The organism is Sorangium sp. So ce406, assembly GCF_051474675.1.
In the GTDB taxonomy this organism is placed as follows: Bacteria; Myxococcota_A; Polyangia; order Polyangiales; family Polyangiaceae; genus Sorangium; species Sorangium cellulosum_G.
In genome coordinates this window covers 4,051,850-4,074,512 of record NZ_CP150340.1, presented here as the reverse complement: position 1 = coordinate 4,074,512, position 22,663 = coordinate 4,051,850, and the positions used below count along the sequence as shown (strand labels likewise).

The window sequence follows — 22,663 nt, the reverse complement described above, 5'->3', positions numbered from 1 at the left end:
CCAAGGGACAGTGTCGCTGCAATAACACAACAAAACTGGATGACCTGGCGAACTGCGCGCCGCGCAGCAACCTGCGGCGACCAGGCCGCGGTGACGGTGAGCGGGCTCAGTTCGCGCGAGGAGAAGCAGGGGCGTTCGGCTATGCTGGAGACGTGCAGCGTGTCGTCGACCTCCCCGAGCGGGGCAGACTGATCGTCGCCACCGACTTTCAGGGGAATGTCGCGGATTTCGAGCGAATCGCCGAGATCTTCGAGCAGGCGGCGGCCAGCCGCGACGGCGCGGTGCTCGTGGTCACGGGCGACCTGGTGCACGGCCCCGAGCTCGATGAGGGCGAATGGCCTGATTACCTGGGTTCGTTTTACCGGGGCGACTCCGTGACCTTGTTGAAAAAGGCGAGGAGACTCGCAGATCGCCACCCGGGTAGGGTTCATTACCTGCTTGGCAACCACGAGCATGCGCATGTCGGCGGCCCCGTGGTGGCGAAGTTCTTTCCAGACGAGGCCCAGCGGCTCGAGGACCTGCTCGGACCGGAGGACACGCTGGCGATGCGGAGCTGGTTCCGCGGGTGGCCGTTCGTGGCGGTCGCGCACGCGGCCCGGATGGTCATGCTCCACGCCGCGCCGCACGCGCGCATCCAGAGCCGCGAGGATCTGGAGCGGCTCCCGCTCGACGGGTTCCTCGACGTGCCGCTCACGGAGATGACCCTGCAGGGGACGCTCGGCGCGCTGCTCTGGGCGCGGAGCACCTCGAGCGAGCGCGCCCATGCCTTCCTGCGCGCGCTCGATCCGGACGCCTGCGTGGCCGTCTACGGGCACGACGTCGCGCGCGCGGGGTACGCCACCGAGCGCGAGCCGCTGCTCTGCCTCTCGACGAGCTTCGGCTGCTACGACGGCGACAAGCTCTACCTGGAGTGGGATCTCGCCGAGCCCGCGGAGAGCGCGTCCGACGTCGCGTGGCGCGGGCTCCGGTCGCTGTACCCCGAAGCGCCGCGCGTGCACAGCGAGCCCTGAGCGGCCGCGGAGGGCGTCCGCAGAGAGCGCCTCGACGACGCTCTCCGCGGCGCGACGCTCACGCCGCGGGGCCGGGCGCGACCTGGGCGGGCGGGGCAGGCGGCTTCGGCGCCGCGTTCGCGTGGCGGCGCTCCGCGAGGATGCCGACGAGCGCGAAGATCACCAGGACGAGCTGGGCCGCGAGCGTCTCCACGGTCGGGAAGATGCCAAGGGCAGGCACGCCGCCGAAGGGCAGCGCGTGGACAGGCACCTTGCCCGCCATCTGGAGGGCGGCCACGCCCTGCCCGGCGAAGATGACCGCGAGCGCGTAGAGGAGGTAGCTGGAGATGCGGAAGAAGACCTGCGGGGGGGCGAACCTGCCGGCGCGCGTGTAGGCCGCGACCACGGCAACGAGCACCACAGCGCCCCCCACGGCGCCCGCGAGGGCCGCGGTCGCGGAGGCGTTCGAGGCGAGCAGGGCCTGGTAGAACAGCACCGTCTCGAACGCCTCGCGGTACGCCGCGAGCATCGAGACGCCGAAGAGCGAGAGCGCCGCGCGCCGCGGCGAGATCTGCGCCTTCAGGAACCTCATCCAGCGGGCGACCTCGCGCTTCGCGAGCAGCGAGTAGCTCACGTAGAACAGCACCGCCGTCGCGAGGAGCGCCGTCACGCCCTCGATGAGCTCGCGCTGCGCCCCGGAGATCGCGACGATGCGGGCAGAGGCGATCCAGGTGAGGACGCCGAGCCCGAGCGCGGTGATCCAGCCGAGGTGCACGAAGCGCCGCTTGTCCGCGAGCCCCGCCTGGGCGGCGAGCCCGAGGAGCGCGGCGATGAGGAGCGCGGCCTCGACCCCCTCGCGCAGGATGATGCCGGCGCTCGAGAGGGCCGTCGACGCGAAGCTCTTCGGCGCCGCGGCGGGCGACAGGAGCGACTCGGCGCGGCCGACGTCGCGCAGCAGCGCGTCCATGGCGGCGCCGAGCTCGGCGGGGGACGCGCCCCGCTCGAGCTGGCCGCGGAGCTCCATGCTGCGCGCCTCGAGCGCGGCGGCGAGCGAGGCGTCGGCGGCGCGGAGCGGGGCCTCGATCGGCTCGATCCCCTCGAGGTACGCGTCGATGAGGTTCCCGCGGGCCGCGTCGCGATCGCCCCGCGCGATCGCCTGGCGCGCGCGCTCGATCTTCACGCGGACGAGGCCGAGCGGGGTGCGGGCCGCGCGATCCTCGTACGGCGCGCGGAGCCGCAGATCGGCCAGCACCGCGGCCTCGGTGTCGGCCGGGACGGCGGCGCTCCGGAGCTCGGCGCGCAGATCGGCGTCCGTGCGGGCCGCGAGCTCGGCGAGCGTGTAGGCGGGCGCCACGCCGGCCGGCGCGGGGGCGACGTCGGCGTGGCGCAGGCCCGTGATGAAGAAGGCGAGATCCCAGCGGTCCGCGTCGGAGAGGAACGTGAACGGGACCATCGCCGTGCCGTCGACGCCGAAGCGGACGGTGCTCACGACGCGGTACGGGGCGATCGCCTCGCCGCGCTCGGGGTCGTGGAAGTTCACCGGGCGGGGCGTGAGCGTGGCCGCGCGCGCGGTGTCGGCGCGCCCGGTCTCGCCGTGGCACGTGGCGCAGTGCTCCTGGTAGAGGCTCTTGCCACGCGCGGCGTTCGGCGCGGCGCGCGGCGCCTCCTCGATCTGGAACGCGGCGACGAGCTCGGCGCGCAGGCCCGTGATCAGCGCGACGACGTCCGCCGGCGGCGCCTTCTGGTCGAGCAGCTCGCGGAGCTTCGCGATGCGCGCCGAGAGATCGAGCTGCCGCTCCGGGGGGATCGCGGTCTGGATGCGCGCCGCGATCTTCGCGCCGTCCGCGGCGAGCGAGAGCTGCTCGGCGTACTCGTCAGGCACCGTGACGACGCCGTTCGCGACGGAGCCGCCGTAGTCGGCGCCGATGTACCCGAGGATGTGCACGAGCCGCTGCGCCTCGATCTCGGGCGGATCTCCCTGATCCGCGCGGGCGAGCGGAGCGCCCAGCAGCACGGCAGCCAGACACAGGAATGCGAGCATCCGCTGGCCGCGCGTGATGTTGATAGTCATATTCAGAAAGTACCGCGGGCTGTATGCGGGGATCAAGGCGAAGTGAGGCGCGGGTGAGCGCGAGCGAGCCACCGGCCTCTGGGGCGGCGCGCGGCGCTAGCGTCCGAGCTCCTCGAGGAGGGCCGCGACGCCGTCGTCGATCTCGGCGTCGGTGAGGTACGGCGCGGGGCCGATGCGGAGCACGTCGCGCCGCGCGTCGACGAGCACTCGCCGGGCGCGGAGGCGCTCCACGACGTCGCCCGCCCGCGCCGCGCGGACGGCGACGAAGCCGCCCCGCCGCTCGGGCTCGCGCGGCGAGATCACGTCGCCGGCGCGGCCCGCCACGTCGAGGAGGCCGAGGATGCGCCCGGTCTGCCGGAGCGAGATCGCGCGCAGCCGCGGGACGGTGAGGCCGAAGCGATCCCAGTGCTCGAGCGCCGCGGCGGCGCGGTAGAGCGCGGAGGGGTCGAACGTGGAGCCCGCGAAGCGCGCGCCGCCCGGCGCGTACGCGACGCCGCCGCCGCTGCCCGCAAGCGCGCCGAAGTCGGCGAACCAGCCGGTGAAGACAGGGCGCAGCGCGCAGTCGCGCGGGACGCGCATCCAGCAGATCCCCTCCCCCATCGCGGCGTACTTGTAGCCGCCCGCGACCGCGAAGACATGAGGCGCCGCGCGGCCCCACGCGACCGGGACGACGTTGAAGGCGTGGTAGGCGTCGACGAGCGGGACGGCGCCGTTCTCGGCCGCGCGCGCGACGATCTCGTCGAGCCGCGGCACCACCGTCGCGCTCTCGAAGAGCACGGCCGAGATCGCGAGCATCGAGGTGCCCGGGCGGAGCGCGGCGAGCAGCCGATCGGCCAGCGCGGCGCGCGGCTCGACGCTCACCCACTCGACCTCGACGCCCTCCTCCTCCAGGCGCGCGAGCTGACGCCTGAGCGAGTGGAACTCGCCCTGGGTGGTGACAATCCGCGGCCGCTCTCGCCGAGGCAACGCGGTGATCAGCCGGTAGACGAGCTCGTGCGTGTTCTGGCCGAAGGCGATGGCGTCGCCGCGATCGAAGCCCATCCGCTCCAGGATCGCCTCGCCGACCGCCGCGCGCTTCGGGAGCACCGCGGCGTCCCACTTGTCGTCGACGAGCCGCGCGGCGTCGTCGAAGCACGCGACGAGCGCGTCGCGCGCCACGTCGGGCCAGGCCTGGTGGGAATGGCCCGTGAGCAGGATGCGCGGCGCCGCGCCGTCCGCGGGCGTGAGGAAGCGCGAGTACGCCGCGCGGAACGCGTCGAGGTCGAACGAGAAGCCCAGTTCCGCGTCTCCTTGCATTCCAGCTCCTCGGTGACGGCGTCGCGCGACGTGCGCGCGAGGCGGTGAGGCTCCGCGCGCGTCCCCGCTTAACCCACTTCCGAGTTCACTTCCACCGGCTCGGCCCGTGGATCCTGCGCGGGATGTGCGGATTGCGTCCTCGGCGAGCGGGACGTGCGGCCGGGGCGCGCCCCCGGCGCGTCCGATCATCGTAAGGGGAGGTAGCTCGCCCGGCGTCGGGCGGAGAGACGCGACAGCGGAGGGGGTGGGAGGTTCCGTGACGGGCGAGGATTGCTGCGGCGTGGGAGGGGGGCCGGCGCGCCGTCGCGCTAGACTGCGCAACCTGCCGATGCGACCGCGCGCGGAATACCTCGAAGGGCTCGTCGATCTCACGTCCCACGACGACCCGAACGTCCGGCGCGCGCTCTTCCGCCAGACGATCGCCTCGATCGCCCTCGTCGACGCGCTCGAAGGGTCGACCCCCCTCGACTCCCTCAGCCCGGACGGGCTGCTGCGGAGCGTCCAGACCGCCATGGCCGACGGGCTGCTCGACGACCTGAGCTGGCTGGCGCCGGCCGCCGCGAGCGTGGCTCTCTACGAGATCGCCGGCGCGCTCCCGCACGGGCCCGAGCGGCGCGAGCTCGGCCGGCGCGTGCTCAACCAGCTCTACGCCGGCAACGCGGCGACGTTCGTCGCGCTCGCAACGCGCATGGCCGCCGGCTCGGCCCGCGGCCTCTCCGGGGCGGGGATCCGCGCGCGCGTCATGCTCTCGCTCTGGCTCCCGGCCGGCACCGACATCCCGGTCGATCCGCTCGCGCTGCTGCTCGCCTCGCGGCGCGAGCTGTCGCGCGACTGGATCGCGGCGCCCTCGACCGGCTCGCTCCCGGAGCGTCGCCTCGCCGCGCGCCTGCTCGAGCGCGCCGCCCGCGAGGCGACCCGCAGGGCCATGCAAGGCGACGACCTCCCGCTCCGCGTCTTCCGCAACGTCAGCGACGGGCGCCGGCGCGACCTCGACCGCAGCGCCGACGGGATCGCGCTCGCGTGGCAGACGCTCCTCGCCGACCGCGAGCCGCTCGTCTGGCGCCACGTCGCCGCGGCGCGCGGCTTGCTCGCAGGGGTGCTGCCCGACTTCGCCGACGAGGTGCGCGCGCTGCTCGGTCAGGATCTCTCCCCCACCGAGTGGCGACGCGGGGCCGCGTCGCTCGCCGCGAGCATCGCCGTCGACCCGGACGGCGCGCTCCGCCGCGCCGTCGAGCTCCTGCGAAGCCCGCTGCTCACGGCCGACCCGGGCATCGCCACGGCGATGGCGTGGGGCCTCCCCGTCGCGGCCGACGCGGAGCCCGAGGCCGCCGACGCGCTGCTCGACGAGATCGCGCGCGCGTCGCCGATGTCGACGGCCGAGGCGATCGTCGAGCTGCGGCGCGACCTCCGCGGGGCGCTGAGCCGCGGCGAGCCGCTCGGCGGCCGCGCGGCCGCGCGGTGCGCCCGCGCGCTCGAGGACGCGCTCGAGGCGCCGCCCAGCGCGCACGCGCGCGACGACGGCCTCGCGGCGCTCGCGCGCGTCGTCCACCGCGACCTCGCGATGGACGGCGCCGGGGTCGCGCTGCTGCGCGGCGCGCTCGACGGCGCCGTCGCCGCGTTCGTCGAGACCGGGCCGCGCGAGGCGCACGGCCGCGCGCTCGAGGCGTACGCCCTGGCGGCCGAGGTCGTGGGGGCGCTCGAGGAGATCGAGCTCAGCGATCTCGACGACGGGCAGAGCACCGCGGCGCGCAGGGCCGCGGTGGGGCTCGTGCGCGAGCTCGACGCGGAGCTGCTCGGCTCCGGCCTGCTGAGGAGCCTGCTGCTCCTGAGCCGCCGGCCGAGCGAGGACGCGACCGGGGTCGCCTCGCTGGACGATCTCGACGAGCGGCTCGCCCGCTGGCTGCTCCGCGCCGAGGGGCCCGCCGCGCGCGCGAGCGCCTCGCCGCCCCTGCACGTGACCGTGCACCAGCGAAACCTGCGCGCGCTCATCCACCTGATCGACGGCGAGAACACCGATTTCGGCGGCGAGCCCGAGCTCAAGGCGCGCGTCCTCGCGCGGTGGACAGGGGCGATCGGCGTGCTGCTCGACCGGCTGCGCGCCGACCGCGGTTCGTCGCTCCGCCGCGCCATCGCGGCGTCGGTCGCCCGCGGCCTCGACGCGCTCGTGCGCGAGGGGGCCGCCGACGCGGCCGACATCTTCCTGCACGCGGCGATGCGCGGCGGCGACCCCGACGACCTGGAGGTGCTCGGGGAGGCCAGCATGCACCCGGACGTCGCCCAGCTCCTGCGCGCCTACGCGCGGTTCGCGCGCGGGGGGCGCGAGGGCGGCGCGCGCGGCGGGCGCGCGCCCGACAGCGACGCCGCGGTGTCGGTCCGGTCGACGCGGCGGGGATCGCTGGACGCGGAGCTCGCCGAGGCCGAGCGCGCGCGCGCGGCGCTCGAGCGCATCGCCGCCCTCGACGCGCTCGTCACGGCGTTGCCCGCGGGCGCCTCGCAGCGCACGGAGATCGTGCGCGGCGCGCTGGCCCGCCTCGCGCGCGCGCTCGGGGCGGTGAACACGGCCGGCGCGCTCAGCGCGCTGACGGGGGCGGGCGACGGGGACGCGGACGCCTCGCCGCTCAGCGCCCTGGAGGACGCCCTCACGCGGCTCGCGCAGCTCACCGCCGGCGCTCGCCGGCGCTGCGGGGAGCACCCCGCCTCGGCGCCCTCCGGCGCGACCGAGCCGCTGCGCCTCGCGATCGAGGTCGCGCTGCAGGAGGAGGAAGAGGGCGTCGAGCCGGGCGTCGCCGCGCCGATCGAGGCGCTCGTCTCGGCCGCGCGCGCGAGCATCCCGGGCGCGCTCGCGGACGTGGTCGCCCTCGTCGCGCCGCGCGTCATGCGGCTCCCGGTCCGGCGCCCGAGCGCGCCGGGCAGCGTCGCGCTGCCCGAGCAGCCCCTGCCCGCGTGGCTGCCGAGCCGGCGCACGCTCGGCGGCTTCTACGTGCACCGCCAGCTCGGCGGCGGCTCGCTGGGGACGGTGTTCGTCGTCACCCGCACCGAGGAGCGGCACGATCCGTCGGCCGAGCGCTTCGCCCTCAAGGTGCCGGAGTACGATCACACGGCGGCCCGGAGCGTCTCGGAGGCCGACTTCCTCCGGCTGTTCCGGGAGGAGGCAGGCGCGCTCCTCTCGCTCCCCGATCACCCGAACCTCGCCCGCTTCGTCACGTTCGACGCAGGGGCCCGCCCCAAGCCGATCCTCGTGATGGAGCTCATCGAAGGCATCCGCTGCGACAAGCTGCTCGACGCGCGCGGCCTCACCTCCCGCAGCGCCGTGGCGCTGCTCGACGGCATCCTCGCCGGGCTCGAGGCGATGCACGCGGTCGGCGTCGGGCACCTCGACATCAAGCCCACCAACGTGATCCTGCGCGGCGGGCGCGAGCCCGTGCTCGTCGACTTCGGCCTGGCGGGCCGCCACATCCGCCCCGGCTGCGCCACCGGCTGCTACGGCGCCCCGGAGATCTGGGGGGTCGTTCCGCCCGGGGTCACCCCGACCCCGCTCACGGCCGACGTCTACAGCTTCGGCTGCCTCGCCTACGAGATCCTCACCGGGAAGACGCTGTTCGACGGGCCCACCGAGGTCGCGCTCATCACGGCGCACGTCACGCACGACGGGCTGCCAGCGCCGGTCAAACGCCTGGCCGACGATACCAGGACCGCCGATATCGCGGCGTTTTTGTATGCCTGCCTACGACACAACCCGCTGGACCGGGCGACCGCCTCCTCATTACGGGAGATGCTCCTCCGCATCACCGGTCAGCTCGCCGACCTGAGGTGGCCGCTCGACGACGAGCGGACCGCGAGGCACAGCACCGCTGGATCCCGCAAGGGTCATACAGGAAATTCCTGACCAACTTTTCCTCCGAAATCCGGCGGTCCAAAGAGGGATTTAGGCAGTAGGCTTCTTCTTGGCGGCGCGTTCGGGGGGGCCGCGTAAATCAGGCCGCCATGGCCCCCGGGTCAGCGCTGCTCGATTCCCATCGACGTACCGGCGCATCCCGGCGGCCAACCTATCTTGATGGCGCCGGAGCGCTGGTGTCGCGTCGGTCGATGTCCTAAGGGCGGCGTGTTGATCCCGGCCCTGGAACCGCCTCGCGACGAAGTCGACCTCCGCTGCCGCGCGGCCGCGCTGACGGGCATGACGCTCGCTGATCTCGCGCGCGCCCTCCAGCGCGCGGTGCCCCGAGGCGGCGTTCGCACGAAGGGAGCGGTCGGCGCGCTCGTGGAGCGCGCGCTCGGCGCGAGCGCCGGCTCGACGTCCAGGCCCGATTTCCCCCATCTCGGGATCGAGCTCAAGACGATCCCCGTGGACGCGGCCGGGGCGCCGCAGGAATCGACGTTCGTCTGCTCGATCTCGCTGTCGGACGCCGATCGCGCGGAGTGGGAGACGTCGCGCGCTCGCGCGAAGCTCGCCCACGTGCTCTGGATCCCGATCATCGCTGCGCCGGGCCAGCCGAGCGAGGAGCGACGGCTCGGCGCCCCGCGGCTCTGGCGGCCCACGGAGGCGCAGGAGGGCGTCCTGCGCGCCGATTTCGAGGACCTGATGGGGCTCATCGGCATCGGCGCCATCGAGGCGCTCACCGCGCACGCAGGGCGGTGGCTACAGGTGCGGCCGAAGGCCGCGACCGGGCGCTCGCGGACGCTCGCGTTCGGCCGCGACGGGGAGATCATCGCGGCGCTGCCGCGAGGCTTCTACCTGCGCCCCAGCTTCACCGGCGCCATCCTGGGCGATCCGGCCGCGATGCCGGCGTGATCGGGCCCTGGACGCGCGGCTCGCCGGGCGTCACTTGCAGGGGACGACCTTCTTGGTGCCGTCCGGCATCGTCGCGGTGCACGTCTCCATCGAGAGATCGCTGTTCACGGTCACCGCCGGCGCGACGGTGCGCGGCGGCCCCGGATCGTCAGCGGGAGCCGCGCCTGTCCCCCCCGCCTGGCGCCCGCGCCCTCGCCCGCCGCCGCGCGACGGTTTGCCGGGTCCCGCGTCCGGCGCGGTCGCGCCCGCCGCGGCCGCTCCGGTACCGCCGTCCGCCGCGGCCTCGCTCGAGCTGACGGCGGCGTCCGCCGCGCCCGCGTCCGCTACGCCGGCGCTCGTCGCCGTGGCGCTCGTCGCGGGGGCGCCCGCGTTCTCGGCGTCGCCTGCGGGGATGACGTTCGGCGCCGCGACCGCCGTGTCCGGCGCCTGCGGCGGCAGCGCGGGCTCGACGGACGCCGCTGTCTCGCTCGACGAAGGCACCGCCGGGTTGGTCACGTCGGTGCCCCCCAGGGCGAACCGGCTGCGCTGGAACTGGAGCGCCCCCCACGCGCCCACGGCGACCGCGACGGCGCCGACGCCCACGTAGAGCAGCGTGCGCCGTCGGCGCGGGGCCTCGTCGTCCGACGGCGGCGTGGAGCCCGCGGTGCGTGCGCCCTTGTCGGTCACCGACGGACCGCCGCTGCTCGTGCGCGACGCGCGGGACAAGGTCCTCGTCATGGCCGCGCGCGAGGCCGGCGGCGGCAGGTCGAGCTCCGCGGCGTGCTGGCGGAGGATCCCCGCGATGGTCGTGCGCGTGCCCGGCGCGGCGTACGGCGCGAGCGCCTGCACGAACTCCGCGATCGACTGGTAACGATCCTCGGGCTCGCGCGCGATCGACTTCTCGATCACCTCGACGAGGCCCTCGGGCACCTCGGGGCGGAGGTCCTGGAGCGGCTCGGGCGGCGACGTGTAGATCTTCGCGCACAGCTCCGGGAAGCTGTCGGCCACGTACGGCGGCCTGCCGCCGATGATCTCGAAGAGGCACACGCCGAGCGCGTAGATGTCCGTGCGGGGATCGACGCTCTTCGACGAGCGCATCTGCTCCGGGGACATGTACAGCGCCGAGCCGAGGATCGTGGTCGTCTGCGTGAGCGAGACGTTGCCCGTGTCGCCGGTGAGGATCTTCGAGACGCCGAAGTCGAGCACCTTGATGAGCGGCGCGCCGTCGGGGCGCTTCGTCAGGAACAGGTTCGCCGGCTTCAGATCGCGGTGGACGATCCCGAGCGCGTGCGCCTCCGCGAGCGCCTCGCACGCCTGGACGATGTGATCGATGCACTCGCCGATCGCGAGCGTGCCCGCCTCGGCGGCGTGGCACGCGAGGTCCTCGCCGTCGAGCAGCTCCATGACCATGTACGGCTCGCCGCTGTCCAGCGCGGCGACGTCGAGCACGCGGACGACGTGGTGCGTCTGCAGCTTGGCGACCGTGCGCGCCTCGCGCATGAACCGCTCCGCCGCCTCGGTGTACGACATGAACTCCGGCAGCAGGAACTTGATCGCGACGCGCGTATCGAGATCAAGGTGCAGCGCCTCCACCACGAGGCCCATGCCGCCACGGCCGATCGTGCGCTCGACGCGGTACTTGCGCGCAATGACGGTGCCAGGCGCGATCGTGTAGACGTTGTCGGCCTTCGGTTCCCCCGCGCCGAGCGGAAACGCAGCCGTCTCCGGGCCGACCGGGTCGTCTGCGTCGGTCGAGCCCGGCTCTCCAGAGGAGCGCGCCATCGAGCTAAGGTATACACGTCGCGCTTCTGCGAAGCGATTCCCCTCACGTCGCAGGAATGCAAAGGGCTGCGAAAAACCTCCGCACGGGTGGGACGAGCGCGCGGGAGATGCGCAAGCGAGCGCGGCTTGAAGCCGTCCTGCGCCCATGGCGCACCGCGAGCGCAGCCTCCGCCATCAGCGCGCCTCCGTGGTCTGCTGGAGCCGATGTCGCTGGCGCGCTGCTCCTCGCAACCGGCCTCGCGCCCGTGATCGCGCGATGCGGGTTGACAGCGAGCTCAGCGGGTGCGCGCCGGCGGGGTCCTGGAGCGGCGCATGTTGGCCGTCGATGAGGTCCGGTGCGGCCCCTCGGTGCCGTGCGCCGGCGTCTGCCGCGTCGCCTTGAGGTTGCCGAGGTCGGCCTCGATCTCGACGCCGAGCGCGCGACAGCGCCGGATGAGCCGCTCCAGATCCACGCCCGCCTCGATCAGCAGGCCCGAGGGGGGCGATGGATCGACGAACATCTCGGCGGCCGGCCTGCGGGTGCGGAGCAGCTCGCGGATCTCGGGGTCCTCGATCCAGAGGAAGCCGGAGGCGCCGACGAAGCTCGCCTTGCCGATCACGACGCTCGCCTGGATGAGCATGCGCGAGATCGTGTCCGGCAGCGGCGCTACCGCCTCGATGCGCGCCCGCAGGGCGTCGCTGTCGAGGCCCACCGACAGCGCGCGCGCGATCGAGGGCGGCGTGAGCAGCAGATCGACCTGATCGCCGACGCGGCCGATCTCGGCGAACGCCGAGAGCCCGAGAACGGCCGAGACCCTGGCGCCGGTGCCGACGCGCAGCGCGTGGGCCTCCACGAACTTGCTCTTGCTGTTGTCCGAGCTCGGCGCGGAGCCCGCGAGGAGCGCCCGCCCGCGCGGCGTCAGCCGGAGCGCCAGCTCCGCGCTGGCCGCGTCCTCGGCCCCGCCTAGATCGATGATCCCGAGCGCGGGCAGCGACTCCAGGGCGATCCGTCGCGTGATCTCCGGGATCTCCGGCGCCTCGACCGACGCGCGCTCGGCCCAGCGACGGACCAGCCGCTCGACCCCGGCGATCCGCTCGTCGGCGGCCAGGTAGCCCTGCAGCGACTGCCAGGGGACCCAGCGACCCTCGCCGAGGTCGTGCAGCGCGTCGAGCACCATCTCGCGGAGCGCGCTGATCGGGCTCGCGTCGCGGTTGTCCGACGCCACCCGGAGCACCTCCCGCTCGGCGCGCGCTTCGTCCCACGCGCCGCCGCGGCGCCACGTCGTGAACAGGAGCGGCGTCAGCTCCTGCACCTGGAGCGAACCGGGCGGCGTGGCCGGCGATGCGGCCGACGCATCCCAGAGCCCGACCGCGCGCGACAGCGCGGCGACGAGCGCGACGCCCTCGACGTCGCGCCCGAAGCGCTGCGCGAGCCGGACGAGCAGAGATCGGGGCGTCCCGACGCCGGGGCGCACGTCGCTGCCAGGCTCGCGCACGCAGTACGCGAGCGCCAGCGCGAGCATCCCGGGATCCGAGGCGAAGCGGGCGCGCCGCGGCGCGTGGTCCTCCTCGAGGACGAACGAGCGGATCTGCTCCCGCCGCTTCTCGCGCATCCGGCGGCGATCCGCGCCCACGATGGCGGCCACCTCGGTGGGCACGACGTGCCGGTTCGGGTGGATCGGAATGAGAAAGGCGCGGCGCTCGAGCGCGAAGCCCGCACCTCGGCGGCTCGCCGTCACCCCGCTCGCGCTGCGGAGGCGCATCGGCTCCCGCTCCAGATCGAGCAGCTCCTGCGTGTCGACCTCGCCGCCGACGGACTCGATCGCCTCGAGCAGGCGGCGCTCGACGGGCGCGAGGCGGTCGATCTCCTCGCGCAGCCGCTCCGGATCGCTCAGCGTCTCCCACGCGACCTCGAGGGACAGCGCGATGGGCGGCGTGGCCGGGCGGCCGAGGTAGTGCGTCGCGATCGCGCTCATCGTCTCGAAGGGCGCCTGCGCCAGCAGCGCCCGGATCGCCCGGGGGTCCTCGCTCTCCCAGCTCTTGAGCTGGACGAGGAACGCCGCCGGGAGCACGAGCTCGATGCCCTCGTCGGTCTTGCGCGCGTAGACGACGCCGCGGGCGATGAGCGGCTCGAGCCCGGCGGGGAGCGAGGGGACGACGAGCACGCCCCCGGCCTCGGCGATGCGGTGGAGCAGCTCGCGGCTGGCGGTCGGGAGCCGCGACGGGTCGCGCACGTCGGGGAGGCCGACCAGCGCGCGCGCCGCCTGAGACGGCGCGTCGATGCGCTTCGCGGCGTCGATGCGGATCCCCATCCTGGTGATGAGGCCCTTGAGCTCCGACTCTGGAAGGGCGCGGAGGATGGCGTCGAGCCGCCTCGGCGACTCGTCGAGCTCAGCCTCGTCACTGCTCGCCATGCCTCCCGATTCGCGCGTCACCCGACCTAGCTCCTCATCTGCAGGATGTCCCCGCCCCGACTGTCGTCCGTTGGTCGTGGTCATGTTCTCGACCTATCTCCCGGATATCCAATGACCCACATTAACCAGCGGAATAGCCAGCCTCCTAACGTACACCAGGATGCTCGTCCAGCTCCAAGAAATCGAGCACTTTCCTTCCCCGTTCTCATTTTCGTCCGCTTCGTCCGCTCACGTGGTCGCGCGCCGTCTCGTGACGCGTGTCGTTGCGTGTCCTTGCGCATCTGGCGGTTGCGCGCACGCGAGCCATCTCGACGTCTCGTGTCACGCCCCCACGCACACGCCCCGTCGGCCACGTATGCGCTCGCATGCGCTCGTACGCGCTCGCGCTCACCAGCAGGCGGCCGCGCGGCTCGCGTGCGTCGGCACGCTCGCGGTGATGCGGTGCGCGACGCACGCCATGACGCATTCCGCGCTGTTCATCGTGTTCATCGCGGGCCTCGTGTTCATCGCGGCGCCGTTCGTCTTCACCTTCAGCGTTACGTTCATCGTCGCGCTCGTCTTCACGTTCAGCGTTACGTCGTTGCCCCTGGTTTTCGACGTCTGTCACGCGACGTCCATCCGCAGGATCCCGCCCCGGCGCTCCGGGCCCCTTTCCGCTGCGGGGCGGCTGTCGCGCGCCTCGATCGGGGCGGCTCGGCGCCGCGCGCTCGGCGTCCTTGCGGGAGGCGACGACCAGGTCGCCAGACCGCTCATGAGGGCGCTTCGCGACAGGCGCCCTTGCCTTCCCGTGCGCTCGCGTGGGAACGTCGCACACCTCCCTGATTTCCCGCCCCTGTCGAGGCGCATCATGCCGTGCTCCACGCCGCACGCCCGAAGCTCGAGACCGCACGCCCGAAGCGACCAACCCTCCACCCGGCGCGCACGCGCGCGGTTCGACACCATCAGGCAACTCCTGAGTGACCCGGCGCCCCCTGCGCCCATGGGGTCGCGTGGAGACCCATTGTGATCCTGCGCGACCCGGTCCACGGCCTCATCGAATTCGAGAGCGGCGAGGCGGCCATCGTTCCGCGGCTGCTCGGCGCCCGCGAGGTGCAGCGGCTGCGGCGCATCCGTCAGCTGGGGCTGACGTCGCTCGCCTTCCCGGGCGCCGAGCACACCCGCTTCGCGCACGCGCTCGGCGCCGCCCATGTGATGCGCCTCCTCATCGCGAGGCTCCGTCAGATCGATCGTGACCTTCCGTTCTGGCAAAGGGTCACCAGCGACCGCGCGCGCGACGCGATCGCCGCAGCGTTCCTGCACGATCTCGGCCACGGCCCGCTCTCGCACCTCTTCGAGGAAGCGATGCCGGGCGCGCTCCACCATGAACGATGGACCGAGCGCATCCTGCTCGACCCGTCCTCGGACGTGCACCAGGTGCTCGTACGCCAGGACCCCTACCTGCCGCAGCGAGTCGCCGACCTCATCGGCGGTCGACACGAGCTGCCCTACCTCGCCAAGGCCGTGAGCGGGACCTTCGACGTCGACCGCTGCGACTACCTGCTGCGCGACGCGCACGCGACCGGCGTCCGCTATGGCGAGTACGACCTGCCGTGGCTGCTGCGCAGCCTCCGGTTCAGCGACGTCCAGGTGGAGATGCCCGGCGGCGGCGCCGCGTCCGCCCCGCCTGCTCCGTCGCTCGCCATCGACGGGACCAAGGGGATGAGCGCGATCGAGTCGTTCCTGCTCGCGCGCTACTTCATGTTCCAGCAGGTCTACTTCCACAAGACGACGCGGAGCGCGGAGTGGATGATCGGCGCCATCCTCCGCCGCGTCGTCGCCCGCCTCGCCGAGGGAGACCGGATCCCCGAGGTGCCCGCCGCCGTCGCCGCGATGGCGTCCGGCGAGATGCCGACGTTCGGGGAGTACATCGAGCTCGACGATCAGGTCCTGCTCGGGGCCATCCACGCATGGGAGGCGGCGCCCGATCCCGTGCTCTCCGATCTTGCCCGCCGCCTGCGCGTACGCTCGCTCTTCAAGGCGCTCGAGCTGTTCCCCGAGCCCGGCGAAGGGCCCGCCGAGCGCGACGCGCGGCGCGGAGAGGCGCTGGAGACGGTGCGCGGGATCGCGCAGGCCGCGGGGCTCGACCCGGATGTGTACGTCGGCGTCGACGTCGCCGAGGACACGCCCTACGCCGAGGACGAGTCGCTCCTCGTCGTTTACCCGAGAGGACGCCCGCGGCGCCCCGCCGAGGTGTCCTTCTTGCTGGACCGGCTGCGCAACGAGACCATGACGCGCACCCGGATCCTCTTCGCGCCCGAGCTGCGGGACGCGGTGCGGGAGGCGCTGATCCGCTGATGACAACCTCGAAGAAAGCAGCCCGGGGGTCGTTCGAGGCCGCGCGCCGACGCCGCGCCAGCGCCACGGCGCTCGCCGGCGCCGCGGCGCTCGCGGCGCTCGCCGGAGCCTCCACGGCGCGCGCCGAGAACGACGGCGCCTACGGCCGCCTCGACGGCGATCTCGATCTGCGCGTGGGCGCCGGCGCCTCGTTCGCGGAGGGCGGCCCGGCGCTCTGCGCGCGCGGCGCCGCGGTCTACCTGGAGACCGCCGGGCTCTACGCGCACTATGTCGACGCGCTCGGCGCCGAGGGGACGCCCGTCGCGCGCTCGATCGCGGGCGGCGTCTTCCTCCAGCCGCTGTTCCTCGCCCGGTACGCGAGCGATCTCGAGCGCGGCCCGCCCTGGCTCGACCTCTTCCTCGATTCCGTCGCGCTCGGCGTGGGCTCGTTCTGGGAGGCGCCGCCGGGCGCCGGCCTCGCCCCTGAGCCCGGGCTGGAGCTCTCGCTGTCGCTCGACGTGCCGCTCCTGGGAGACGCCACGGGCCCGTTCCTCGGCCTGCGCGGCGCGCTCCGCTGGCGGGGGCCGGAGCTCACCGGCGACGGGAGCGCGCGCGACGCGCAGCGGGCCCTCCTGTCGGTGACGCTGAGCTGGCACCACGTCCTCGGGGTGCACCTCGTCGACGCCGGCGATCGCTCCTATGCCCGGGGCCGCGCCCCCGTCGAGGTGGCGGCGAGCGGCGGCTTCGCGGGGGTGAGGAGCCCGTGAGCGCGGCGCTCGACGGGCTTCGCGCGGCGCTCGTGGACGCGCTCCGCGCCGGGCTCGCGGCGCTCGATCCGGCAGGGCTCGTCGAGCGCGCGCTCGACGCCGAGGCGGCCGCGCCGAGCGGCCGCGTGATCGTGATCGCGGCGGGCAAGGCGGCGCTGGGCATGGCTCAGGGCGCGCTCCGGAGTCGCTGGGCAGACAGGATCGCCGGAGGGCTCGCCGTCACCGTCGCGGCACCCGCGCTCTCCGCGCGCGAGCCGCACGCCGCGGCGAGCGATCCCGACGAGGCCGCGCTGCGCCCGCTGCGCGTGATGCGCGCGGCGCACCCGATCCCCGACGGCCGCAGCATGGATGCGGCCGCGGCGGCGCTCGCGATCGCGGCCGCGCTCGGGCCCGACGATCTGCTGCTCGCCCTCATCTCCGGCGGCGCCTCCGCGCTGCTCGCCGCGCCGCCGCCGGGCGTGTCGCTCGCCGACAAGCAGACCCTCGTGGCGGCGCTCCTCGAAGGAGGCGCCCCGATCCAGGAGGTCAACCTCGTCCGTCGCCACCTCTCGCGAATCAAGGGCGGGCGGCTCGCGGCGGCAGCGGCCCCGGCGCGCGTGCTGACGCTGCTCATGAGCGACGTCGTGGGCGGGCTCCCGCACGACATCAGCTCTGGGCCCACGGTCCCGGACCCGACGCGCGTGGAGGAGGCGCGCGCCGCGCTCGGCCGCTGGGCTCCGCAGCTCTCGCGGCTCGCGCCCGCGCTCAGCGAGTCGCTGAAGCCAGCGGACGCGCCGCTCGTGGAGACGCGCATGCTCGCGGATCCGGAGGAGCTCGCCGCGCGCGTGGCGTCCGACCTCGTCGCCCGGACAGGGCTCCGCGCCGTCGCCGCCGCGGCAGAGGACGGCGACGCGCGCGCGATCGTGCAGCGTCGCCTCGCGCTCGCGCGCGCGCTCGCCCCTGGCGAAGCGGCCGTGATCCCGTGCGAGCCGACGCTCGCGCTGCCGGCCGAGCGCGGCGCCGGCGGCCGCGCGGGCTGGATCGCGCTCGCCGCCCTGCGCGACTTGCCGCCGGACGTCGTGCTCCTCTGCGCGGCCACCGACGGCGCAGACGGCAGCTCCGGCGCAGCGGGCGCGGTCGTCGCCCGCGCGGCAGCGGCCGCGATGGACGACCGCGCGATCGAGGCTGCGCTCGCGCGCTTCGACGACGCCGCCGCTCACCGCGCCCTCGGCACGCAGCTCGAGATCGGGCCGACCGGTCACAACCTCACAGATGTGCACATCGTCGCGCGGGATTTCACCCGCGCCGCGTCCGTGCGCTGATCTCGTGGAGCGCGCCTGTCCACGACAGGCGCGGGTCACGCCCGCGCGCCTGTTGTGGACAGGCGCGCGCGCCGATCACCCCGCGCCCTCGCGCGGCCTCACTGCGGCTCGGCGACGGCGGCGGTGGTGTCGCCCATCGCCTCGCGCACCGCGAGCGCCAGGGCGCAGCTATTCGCTTGCCGCTGCCGCGCCTCGAGCACGCCCCCCTCGACCGACGGCGTCCCGCCGATGAGGTTGCCGCTCGCTTCCCTGCGCACGCGCAGGATCGGCTTGCCGTCCGACAGCCGCCAGACGCCGACCCGCGCCATGTGCGGCACCGCGAGCAGCGCCTCGGTGGTCGTGGCGCCGTCGGCGGGCTCGTCGAGCACGAGGAGGTAGTACTGCGCCCGCGTGAGGAGCTCCGCCGCGAGCGGCACGTCGTCCCGCATCGTGTCCTCGAAGCTCGACTCCAGGAGCCGCAGGCGGAGCTCGCTCGAGGCGTCCTGCGCGTCGCGCACCCACTCGTCCGAGAGGACGTGCATCGTCCGGTACGCGACGCGCAGGTTGAACGGCTGCGCCGGCCGGGAGCAGCGCTCCGCCTCGTTGCAGTACTCGCCCGCAGGGCAGTCCCGCGTGCGCTTGCACTCGGCGCCCGCCAGCGGGTTCGGGTTCGGCACCCGCAGGAGGCACGCGGTGAACGCGTCGCGGAGCGACTGCTGCGCGTTCTTCCGGACGGCGTCGACGCCGGTCGCCTCGTCCACCCGGAGCCGCAGGTAAATACCCGCAAGCTCACGGAAATTCCATGACTTGAGCGCCTCCTGGTCCACGAGCTCGGCGCCGGCGCTCCGCGCCAGATCGAGCGTCCAGGCCTCCACGCGCTCGCGCATCGGGAACCAGCGCGGGCCGAGCTCCACGGCGACGGCGCGCTGGCGCGCCATCAGCTTCTGGCGCGCGCTCTCGATCTGCCCCTGGGACCACTTCCAGTGGAGGATCGCCGAGACCGCGAGGACGAGCGCCGTGTAACCCCAGAACTTCGCCGGGGGCCAGCGCATCTTGGTGCGCGCCTCCCGTGCCTTGTAGACCGAGGGCAAGCCGCGTTCGCGGGGCGGCTGTTCAGAGGACATAGGAGAGGCTCCGCGCACGTGGTCCCAGTCCAGTCGCGCGGGCGGGACAGCCTCCTCCACACGAGCCGCGTAGAGGGAAGGCCGCGCCGAGCGCGCCGCTGGAGCCACCACGTTCGATGGTGACACCGGGGCCGCCAGGCATCGTCCGGCGCGCCCCGTCCTTCTCTGCTCGATAGGTCAAGAAGCGGGGATCAATTCGACTTCGGCAGCTTGCTGACCATGAAGCTGACGTTCGGGTAACCGGCGAACGCCGCGGTCTGGAAGACGCTCTTGACGACCAGCGCGGGCACGTTCTGGTCGACCTGGAGGATGCAGACGCCCGGGAACGGCTTGTTCGGCTGCACCTGCTTCCACAGCTCGCGCTTGTTCTTGAGCAGGTTGAAGAGCTCGTCGATCTTCTGGAGGCGCCCGAGCTCCTCGATCGCGCGGGTCGACCCGGCCAGGGCGCCGTCGACGAGGATCTGGTTGCCGTTCACCGCGACCATCGGCGCGTCGATGACGTCTTCGACGTTCTCCGCCTTCGGGAGCTTGACGTTCTTGTCGACGGCGATCTCGCCCGACGCCGAGAAGGACATCAGGAGGAAGATCACGGTCACGACGAGGAAGTCGATGAAGCTCACGAGGTTGAGCCCAGCGTTCGGGCTGCGAGCTCCGTGACCCGACACCTTGTTCCACACGAACCGGAGCGGGACGCCCTTCATCAGCCGTCGGCCCGGCTGGTGGATGACGTGGGCGTGCGGGTTCTTGTGATGCTTCGGATTGAACCTATCCATGTGCGCGCTCCTGCCTCACCGGACCGAGAACGTCATGTTGAACACGGGGACCTGCTTGTTCCCGTCGGGCAGCCTCATCTCGCGCTTCGGCGCGTAGAGCGCGTCGAGCACCGCGACGATCTCCTTGAAGGGGGTGCGGTTGTCGGTGTGGAGGATGGCCTGGTCGAGCTTCTTGTCGCTCGGGTCCCGGTGGCCGCCGTGCGTCTTCCACTCCTCCTCGATCCGCTTCGCCAGCTCGGGGTAGCGGACGATCTTCGAGGATGCATCGCCGATCTCGACCTGCGCCTTGGGGACCTTGACCTCGTTGACCACCGTCGCGCCCTGCTTCCACACCAGCCCGAACTCGCTCTCGCCGATGTGCAGGTTCAGCACCTTCTCCGGCGTCTGCGGGGTGAGCTCCTTGTTCGGATCCGGAGGGCCAGGGACCTGGGCGTCCGCGTTCATGCGCGAGTTGGTGACCCAGACCGCCGTGATCAACAGGAATGCAATCGTGACCATCAGCAGGTCGATGAACGGGATCATGTTGATGTCGCTGTTCGTCGACCGCTTCTTGCCGCCACCGTCGCCGACGTCTACGCCGCCCATAATGCCTTCCCAACGTGAGCCTGAGCTCACCTATCCAAGTTGTTCCGGGGAACGCCCTGCCCGCTGCTCGCGGAGGGCCACCATGCTGGGTCTGACTTCGTCGCTCTTCCGAAGTTCCCGGTGCCCCGGCGGCGCGATCCGCCGTCCGGGGCTTCGAGGCGCGAAAGCGGGCCCAGGCGCAAGCGCACGCGAGGGGCGCTCGACATCCCGGGCCCGCCGAGGACCATCAGGCTGCCGCCTGACCGACGGCTGCGACATTCACCTTCTGGCGGTTCGCGACGACGAGGTTGAGGATCTGCACCGATGCCTCGTTGATGTCGTCCTCGATGTGCTGCGTCTTGCCGTTCAGCACGGCGAAGCCGATGAGGCCGATGATGGCCACGCCGAGGCCGAAGGCGGTGCAGTTCATGGCCTCCGAGATCCCGAGGGCGAGCACGCGCGCCTTCTGGCTCGGGTCGACCGACTCGCCGGCGACAGAGCCGAAGGACTTGATGAGACCCGTCACCGTCCCGAGCAGGCCGGAGAGCATCGCGAGGTTCGCGAGCAGCGCGAGGTACGAGGTGCGCGCCGAGATCTTCGGCAGCTCGCGAAGCGCGGCCTCGTCCATCGCCGCCTGGACCTCCTCGTCGGGGCGGTTCACCTTGACGAGGCCGGCCTGGACGATGCGGGCGAGCGGGGCGTTCGCCGCCGAACACATCTTCACAGCCTTGGCGACATCACCCGCCAGGATGCACTTCTGCATGGTGGCGAGGAAGACGTCCTTGTTGATCGACGAGCCGAACAGGTAGAGGGCGCGCTCGACAATGATGCCGATCGTGAGGATCGACCAGAACAGGATGGGCCACATACCCCACCCACCCTCTTTGAAAGCTTCATACGCTCCGTGCATTGCTTCTGTCCTCCAGTTCGCCTCGCGTCCCCGGGATGAGGTATCGCGCAACTCGATCGGTTCCCTTTGTCAGACTCGTGTTGCCGAGGGGCGGCAGTCTTTCGCTCACACGTAAACAACGGATGAGAGGCCTATTTCGCTTGGCGGCGCTGGCCGTGGACGGCGTGCTCCTGTCGCTCTCTGGCGAGATGCCCACGGGACGCTAGCCGAGCGGCGCTGACCTCTGCAAGAGTCCTGATCGTCCCTCCTGGTCGCGGCGCCCGGCGCCGTCCCAGCTCTCTCACCTGTCGTCCAAGACTGACTTCACGTCGTCACGCCAGGGGCCGTGATGGCTCTGGGCGCGGCTCCCCCCGTTCACCCTGGAGCGTGCCGCCCTCTGGTGGCCAAGCGACGCCGATGCGCCCGGGGGACTCGCGCATCTTCGCGATTGAGACCCGGCGCCGTCAAGAGAGATTTGGCCACATCTGAGCGCTCTGATGCGGGCAAAACTTTACAACAATCGCAGGGTTATGCGGTGCTCCGACGCGAGCGAAGCGGGCGGACCCACGGCGGAGCCCGCGGCTTCCAGGAGAGGCGGCGCCGGCGTGACGTCGGCCGAGATGACAGCGCACTGCGGCAGTGCGAGCAGCATCACCCAGCGAGGGCGCGCTCCGACTCGGCAGGCGAGCGGCCCCGGGGATGGCACGGCGCGGCGGCCGACCGGCCGGTAGCGGCCGAAGTGATTCAGGGCGTTCCGTACCCGGGTGCCCCGGGACGGCCGGCGCCGCCTCGTCGCGTCGGGCGCCAGATCGCCGCGTCGCACGCGGGTTCTGCCGCGGATCTGCGCCGATCCCGGCAACTTGCCGCCGGTCGCAGCCGCATCGCCGAGCTTGCGCACGGGATCGGGCGGCAGTTATAGTCGCCGCGCCTAGAGATTGTCGGGCTTCTGACGACGCTGAGAAAGGGACTTCGAGGATGCGTCATCTGCTGATGTTGGCGGCCGAGGGTGGTGGCGAAGGTGGGATGTGGGAGGCCATCAAGCACAATCCGACCTTCCTGATCGCGAACCTGGTCGTCTCGGCGGTCGTGGTGACGATCATCATCGAGCGAACCGCGTTCCAGCTCGGGCGCTACCGCGTGAACTCGAAGGAGTTCTTCGCGCAGGTCAAGAAGCTGGTGGCCGCCGGCAACATCGACCGCGCCATCAAGCTCTGCGACGCGAGCGATTACCCCATCCTGCAGCTCGTGAAGGCGGGCCTCACCCACGCGAACAAGGGCGCCGACGAGATCGACGCCGCCCTCAGCGAGAAGCTGTCGGAGCTCAAGCCCGCCGTGGAAAAGCGCATCGGCGCCCTCTGGTCGCTCGCGAACATCGCGACGCTGATCGGCCTCATCGGGACGGTCTCGGGCCTGATCAACACGTTCGCCTCCATCGCCGCCCAGGGCCTCTCCCAGGCCGACAAGCAGCGGATGCTCTCGAACGGCATCGCGGAGGCCATGTACAACACGGCGTTCGGCCTCGCGATCGCCGTCGTGTGCATGATCGCGCACGTCCTGCTCCACACCCGCTCCAAGAACATCCAGCACGATCTTGAGGCGACCACGGAGCGCGTCTTCAACCTGCTCACGATCAGCAGCAAGCCTGGCTACTAGC

General features: G+C 72.9%; 16 protein-coding genes. 7 read left to right on the top strand and 9 right to left on the bottom strand.

The genetic code is table 11. From position 1 onward, the window contains the following. Window positions 1–152 precede the first annotated feature (152 nt). Window positions 153–1,010: a metallophosphoesterase gene (locus tag WME96_RS15100; protein WP_437290806.1), complete on the top strand. Its 858-nt coding sequence runs from the start codon at window positions 153–155 to the stop codon at window positions 1,008–1,010. 58 nt (window positions 1,011–1,068) lie between these two features. On the opposite strand, the gene WME96_RS15095 is transcribed toward WME96_RS15100, so the two are convergent. Further along, the gene (locus tag WME96_RS15095; RefSeq protein ID WP_437290805.1) at window positions 1,069–3,060 is read right to left on the bottom strand and encodes an FTR1 family protein; all 1,992 of its coding nucleotides are present in this window, start codon (window positions 3,058–3,060) and stop codon (window positions 1,069–1,071) included. Between the two features lie 96 nt (window positions 3,061–3,156). Further along, entirely contained in the window at window positions 3,157–4,356 is a 1,200-nt protein-coding gene (locus WME96_RS15090) for an aminotransferase class V-fold PLP-dependent enzyme (protein ID WP_437290804.1), read from the bottom strand. A gap of 256 nt (window positions 4,357–4,612) precedes the next feature. Between WME96_RS15090 and WME96_RS15085 the strand changes: the two genes are divergently transcribed. Then, window positions 4,613–8,242, top strand: a complete 3,630-nt coding sequence (locus tag WME96_RS15085; RefSeq protein ID WP_437290803.1) for a protein kinase domain-containing protein — start codon at window positions 4,613–4,615, stop codon at window positions 8,240–8,242. A gap of 219 nt (window positions 8,243–8,461) precedes the next feature. Next, entirely contained in the window at window positions 8,462–9,145 is a 684-nt protein-coding gene (gene mutH / locus WME96_RS15080; RefSeq protein ID WP_437292320.1) for a DNA mismatch repair endonuclease MutH, read from the top strand. Between the two features lie 30 nt (window positions 9,146–9,175). On the opposite strand, the gene WME96_RS15075 is transcribed toward mutH, so the two are convergent. From WME96_RS15075 to WME96_RS15065, 3 genes are all read right to left on the bottom strand, one after another. Next, the gene (locus WME96_RS15075; RefSeq protein WP_437290802.1) at window positions 9,176–10,906 is read right to left on the bottom strand and encodes a serine/threonine-protein kinase; all 1,731 of its coding nucleotides are present in this window, start codon (window positions 10,904–10,906) and stop codon (window positions 9,176–9,178) included. A 275-nt stretch (window positions 10,907–11,181) separates the two neighbouring features. Next, window positions 11,182–13,299 (bottom strand): hypothetical protein, encoded by a 2,118-nt coding sequence (locus WME96_RS15070; RefSeq protein WP_061618988.1) that lies wholly within the window; start codon window positions 13,297–13,299, stop codon window positions 11,182–11,184. 387 nt (window positions 13,300–13,686) lie between these two features. After that, the gene (locus tag WME96_RS15065) at window positions 13,687–13,845 is read right to left on the bottom strand and encodes a hypothetical protein (protein WP_437290801.1); all 159 of its coding nucleotides are present in this window, start codon (window positions 13,843–13,845) and stop codon (window positions 13,687–13,689) included. Window positions 13,846–14,301: 456 nt separating this feature from the next. Between WME96_RS15065 and WME96_RS15060 the strand changes: the two genes are divergently transcribed. Genes WME96_RS15060 through WME96_RS15050 form a run of 3 tightly spaced genes read left to right on the top strand, consistent with a single transcriptional unit; the run spans window position 14,302 to window position 17,680 of the window. After that, window positions 14,302–15,633, top strand: coding sequence for an HD domain-containing protein (locus tag WME96_RS15060; protein WP_061618990.1), 1,332 nt, complete (start codon window positions 14,302–14,304; stop codon window positions 15,631–15,633). Beyond that, window positions 15,633–16,379: a hypothetical protein gene (locus WME96_RS15055; RefSeq protein ID WP_437290800.1), complete on the top strand. Its 747-nt coding sequence runs from the start codon at window positions 15,633–15,635 to the stop codon at window positions 16,377–16,379. Before WME96_RS15060 ends, WME96_RS15055 begins: the two co-directional genes overlap by 1 nt. Continuing rightward, window positions 16,376–17,680 (top strand): DUF4147 domain-containing protein, encoded by a 1,305-nt coding sequence (locus WME96_RS15050; RefSeq protein ID WP_437290799.1) that lies wholly within the window; start codon window positions 16,376–16,378, stop codon window positions 17,678–17,680. The genes WME96_RS15055 and WME96_RS15050 overlap by 4 nt, the downstream gene beginning before the upstream one ends. A 98-nt stretch (window positions 17,681–17,778) precedes the next feature. Here the strand turns inward: WME96_RS15050 and WME96_RS15045 are convergent, their stop codons facing one another. From WME96_RS15045 to WME96_RS15030, 4 genes are all read right to left on the bottom strand, one after another. Next, window positions 17,779–18,783: a hypothetical protein gene (locus tag WME96_RS15045; protein WP_437290798.1), complete on the bottom strand. Its 1,005-nt coding sequence runs from the start codon at window positions 18,781–18,783 to the stop codon at window positions 17,779–17,781. A gap of 191 nt (window positions 18,784–18,974) precedes the next feature. Beyond that, complete coding sequence (locus tag WME96_RS15040) at window positions 18,975–19,556, bottom strand: ExbD/TolR family protein (protein ID WP_061617268.1); 582 nt, start codon at window positions 19,554–19,556, stop codon at window positions 18,975–18,977. A gap of 15 nt (window positions 19,557–19,571) precedes the next feature. After that, on the bottom strand, window positions 19,572–20,141 hold the full coding sequence (locus WME96_RS15035) for an ExbD/TolR family protein (RefSeq protein WP_437290797.1): 570 nt from the start codon (window positions 20,139–20,141) through the stop codon (window positions 19,572–19,574). A 226-nt stretch (window positions 20,142–20,367) separates the two neighbouring features. Further along, window positions 20,368–20,988, bottom strand: a complete 621-nt coding sequence (locus WME96_RS15030) for a MotA/TolQ/ExbB proton channel family protein (protein WP_231864858.1) — start codon at window positions 20,986–20,988, stop codon at window positions 20,368–20,370. 996 nt (window positions 20,989–21,984) lie between these two features. On the opposite strand from WME96_RS15030, the gene WME96_RS15025 reads away from it, so the two are divergent. Beyond that, complete coding sequence (locus tag WME96_RS15025) at window positions 21,985–22,662, top strand: MotA/TolQ/ExbB proton channel family protein (protein ID WP_061617270.1); 678 nt, start codon at window positions 21,985–21,987, stop codon at window positions 22,660–22,662. Window position 22,663: the final 1 nt, after the last annotated feature.

What these genes read in the sequence shown, in the direction of transcription:
- WME96_RS15055 (WP_437290800.1), top strand. Translation starts at nt 15,633, where the DNA reads ATGACAACCTCGAAGAAAGCAGCCCGGGGGTCGTTCGAGGCCGCGCGC.
- WME96_RS15030 (WP_231864858.1), bottom strand. Translation starts at nt 20,988, where the DNA reads ATGTGGCCCATCCTGTTCTGGTCGATCCTCACGATCGGCATCATTGTC.
- WME96_RS15095 (WP_437290805.1), bottom strand. Translation starts at nt 3,060, where the DNA reads ATGACTATCAACATCACGCGCGGCCAGCGGATGCTCGCATTCCTGTGT.
- WME96_RS15040 (WP_061617268.1), bottom strand. Translation starts at nt 19,556, where the DNA reads ATGGATAGGTTCAATCCGAAGCATCACAAGAACCCGCACGCCCACGTC.
- WME96_RS15065 (WP_437290801.1), bottom strand. Translation starts at nt 13,845, where the DNA reads ATGAACGTAACGCTGAAGGTGAAGACGAACGGCGCCGCGATGAACACG.
- WME96_RS15025 (WP_061617270.1), top strand. Translation starts at nt 21,985, where the DNA reads ATGCGTCATCTGCTGATGTTGGCGGCCGAGGGTGGTGGCGAAGGTGGG.
- WME96_RS15070 (WP_061618988.1), bottom strand. Translation starts at nt 13,299, where the DNA reads ATGGCGAGCAGTGACGAGGCTGAGCTCGACGAGTCGCCGAGGCGGCTC.
- WME96_RS15075 (WP_437290802.1), bottom strand. Translation starts at nt 10,906, where the DNA reads ATGGCGCGCTCCTCTGGAGAGCCGGGCTCGACCGACGCAGACGACCCG.
- WME96_RS15035 (WP_437290797.1), bottom strand. Translation starts at nt 20,141, where the DNA reads ATGGGCGGCGTAGACGTCGGCGACGGTGGCGGCAAGAAGCGGTCGACG.
- WME96_RS15090 (WP_437290804.1), bottom strand. Translation starts at nt 4,356, where the DNA reads ATGCAAGGAGACGCGGAACTGGGCTTCTCGTTCGACCTCGACGCGTTC.
- WME96_RS15045 (WP_437290798.1), bottom strand. Translation starts at nt 18,783, where the DNA reads ATGTCCTCTGAACAGCCGCCCCGCGAACGCGGCTTGCCCTCGGTCTAC.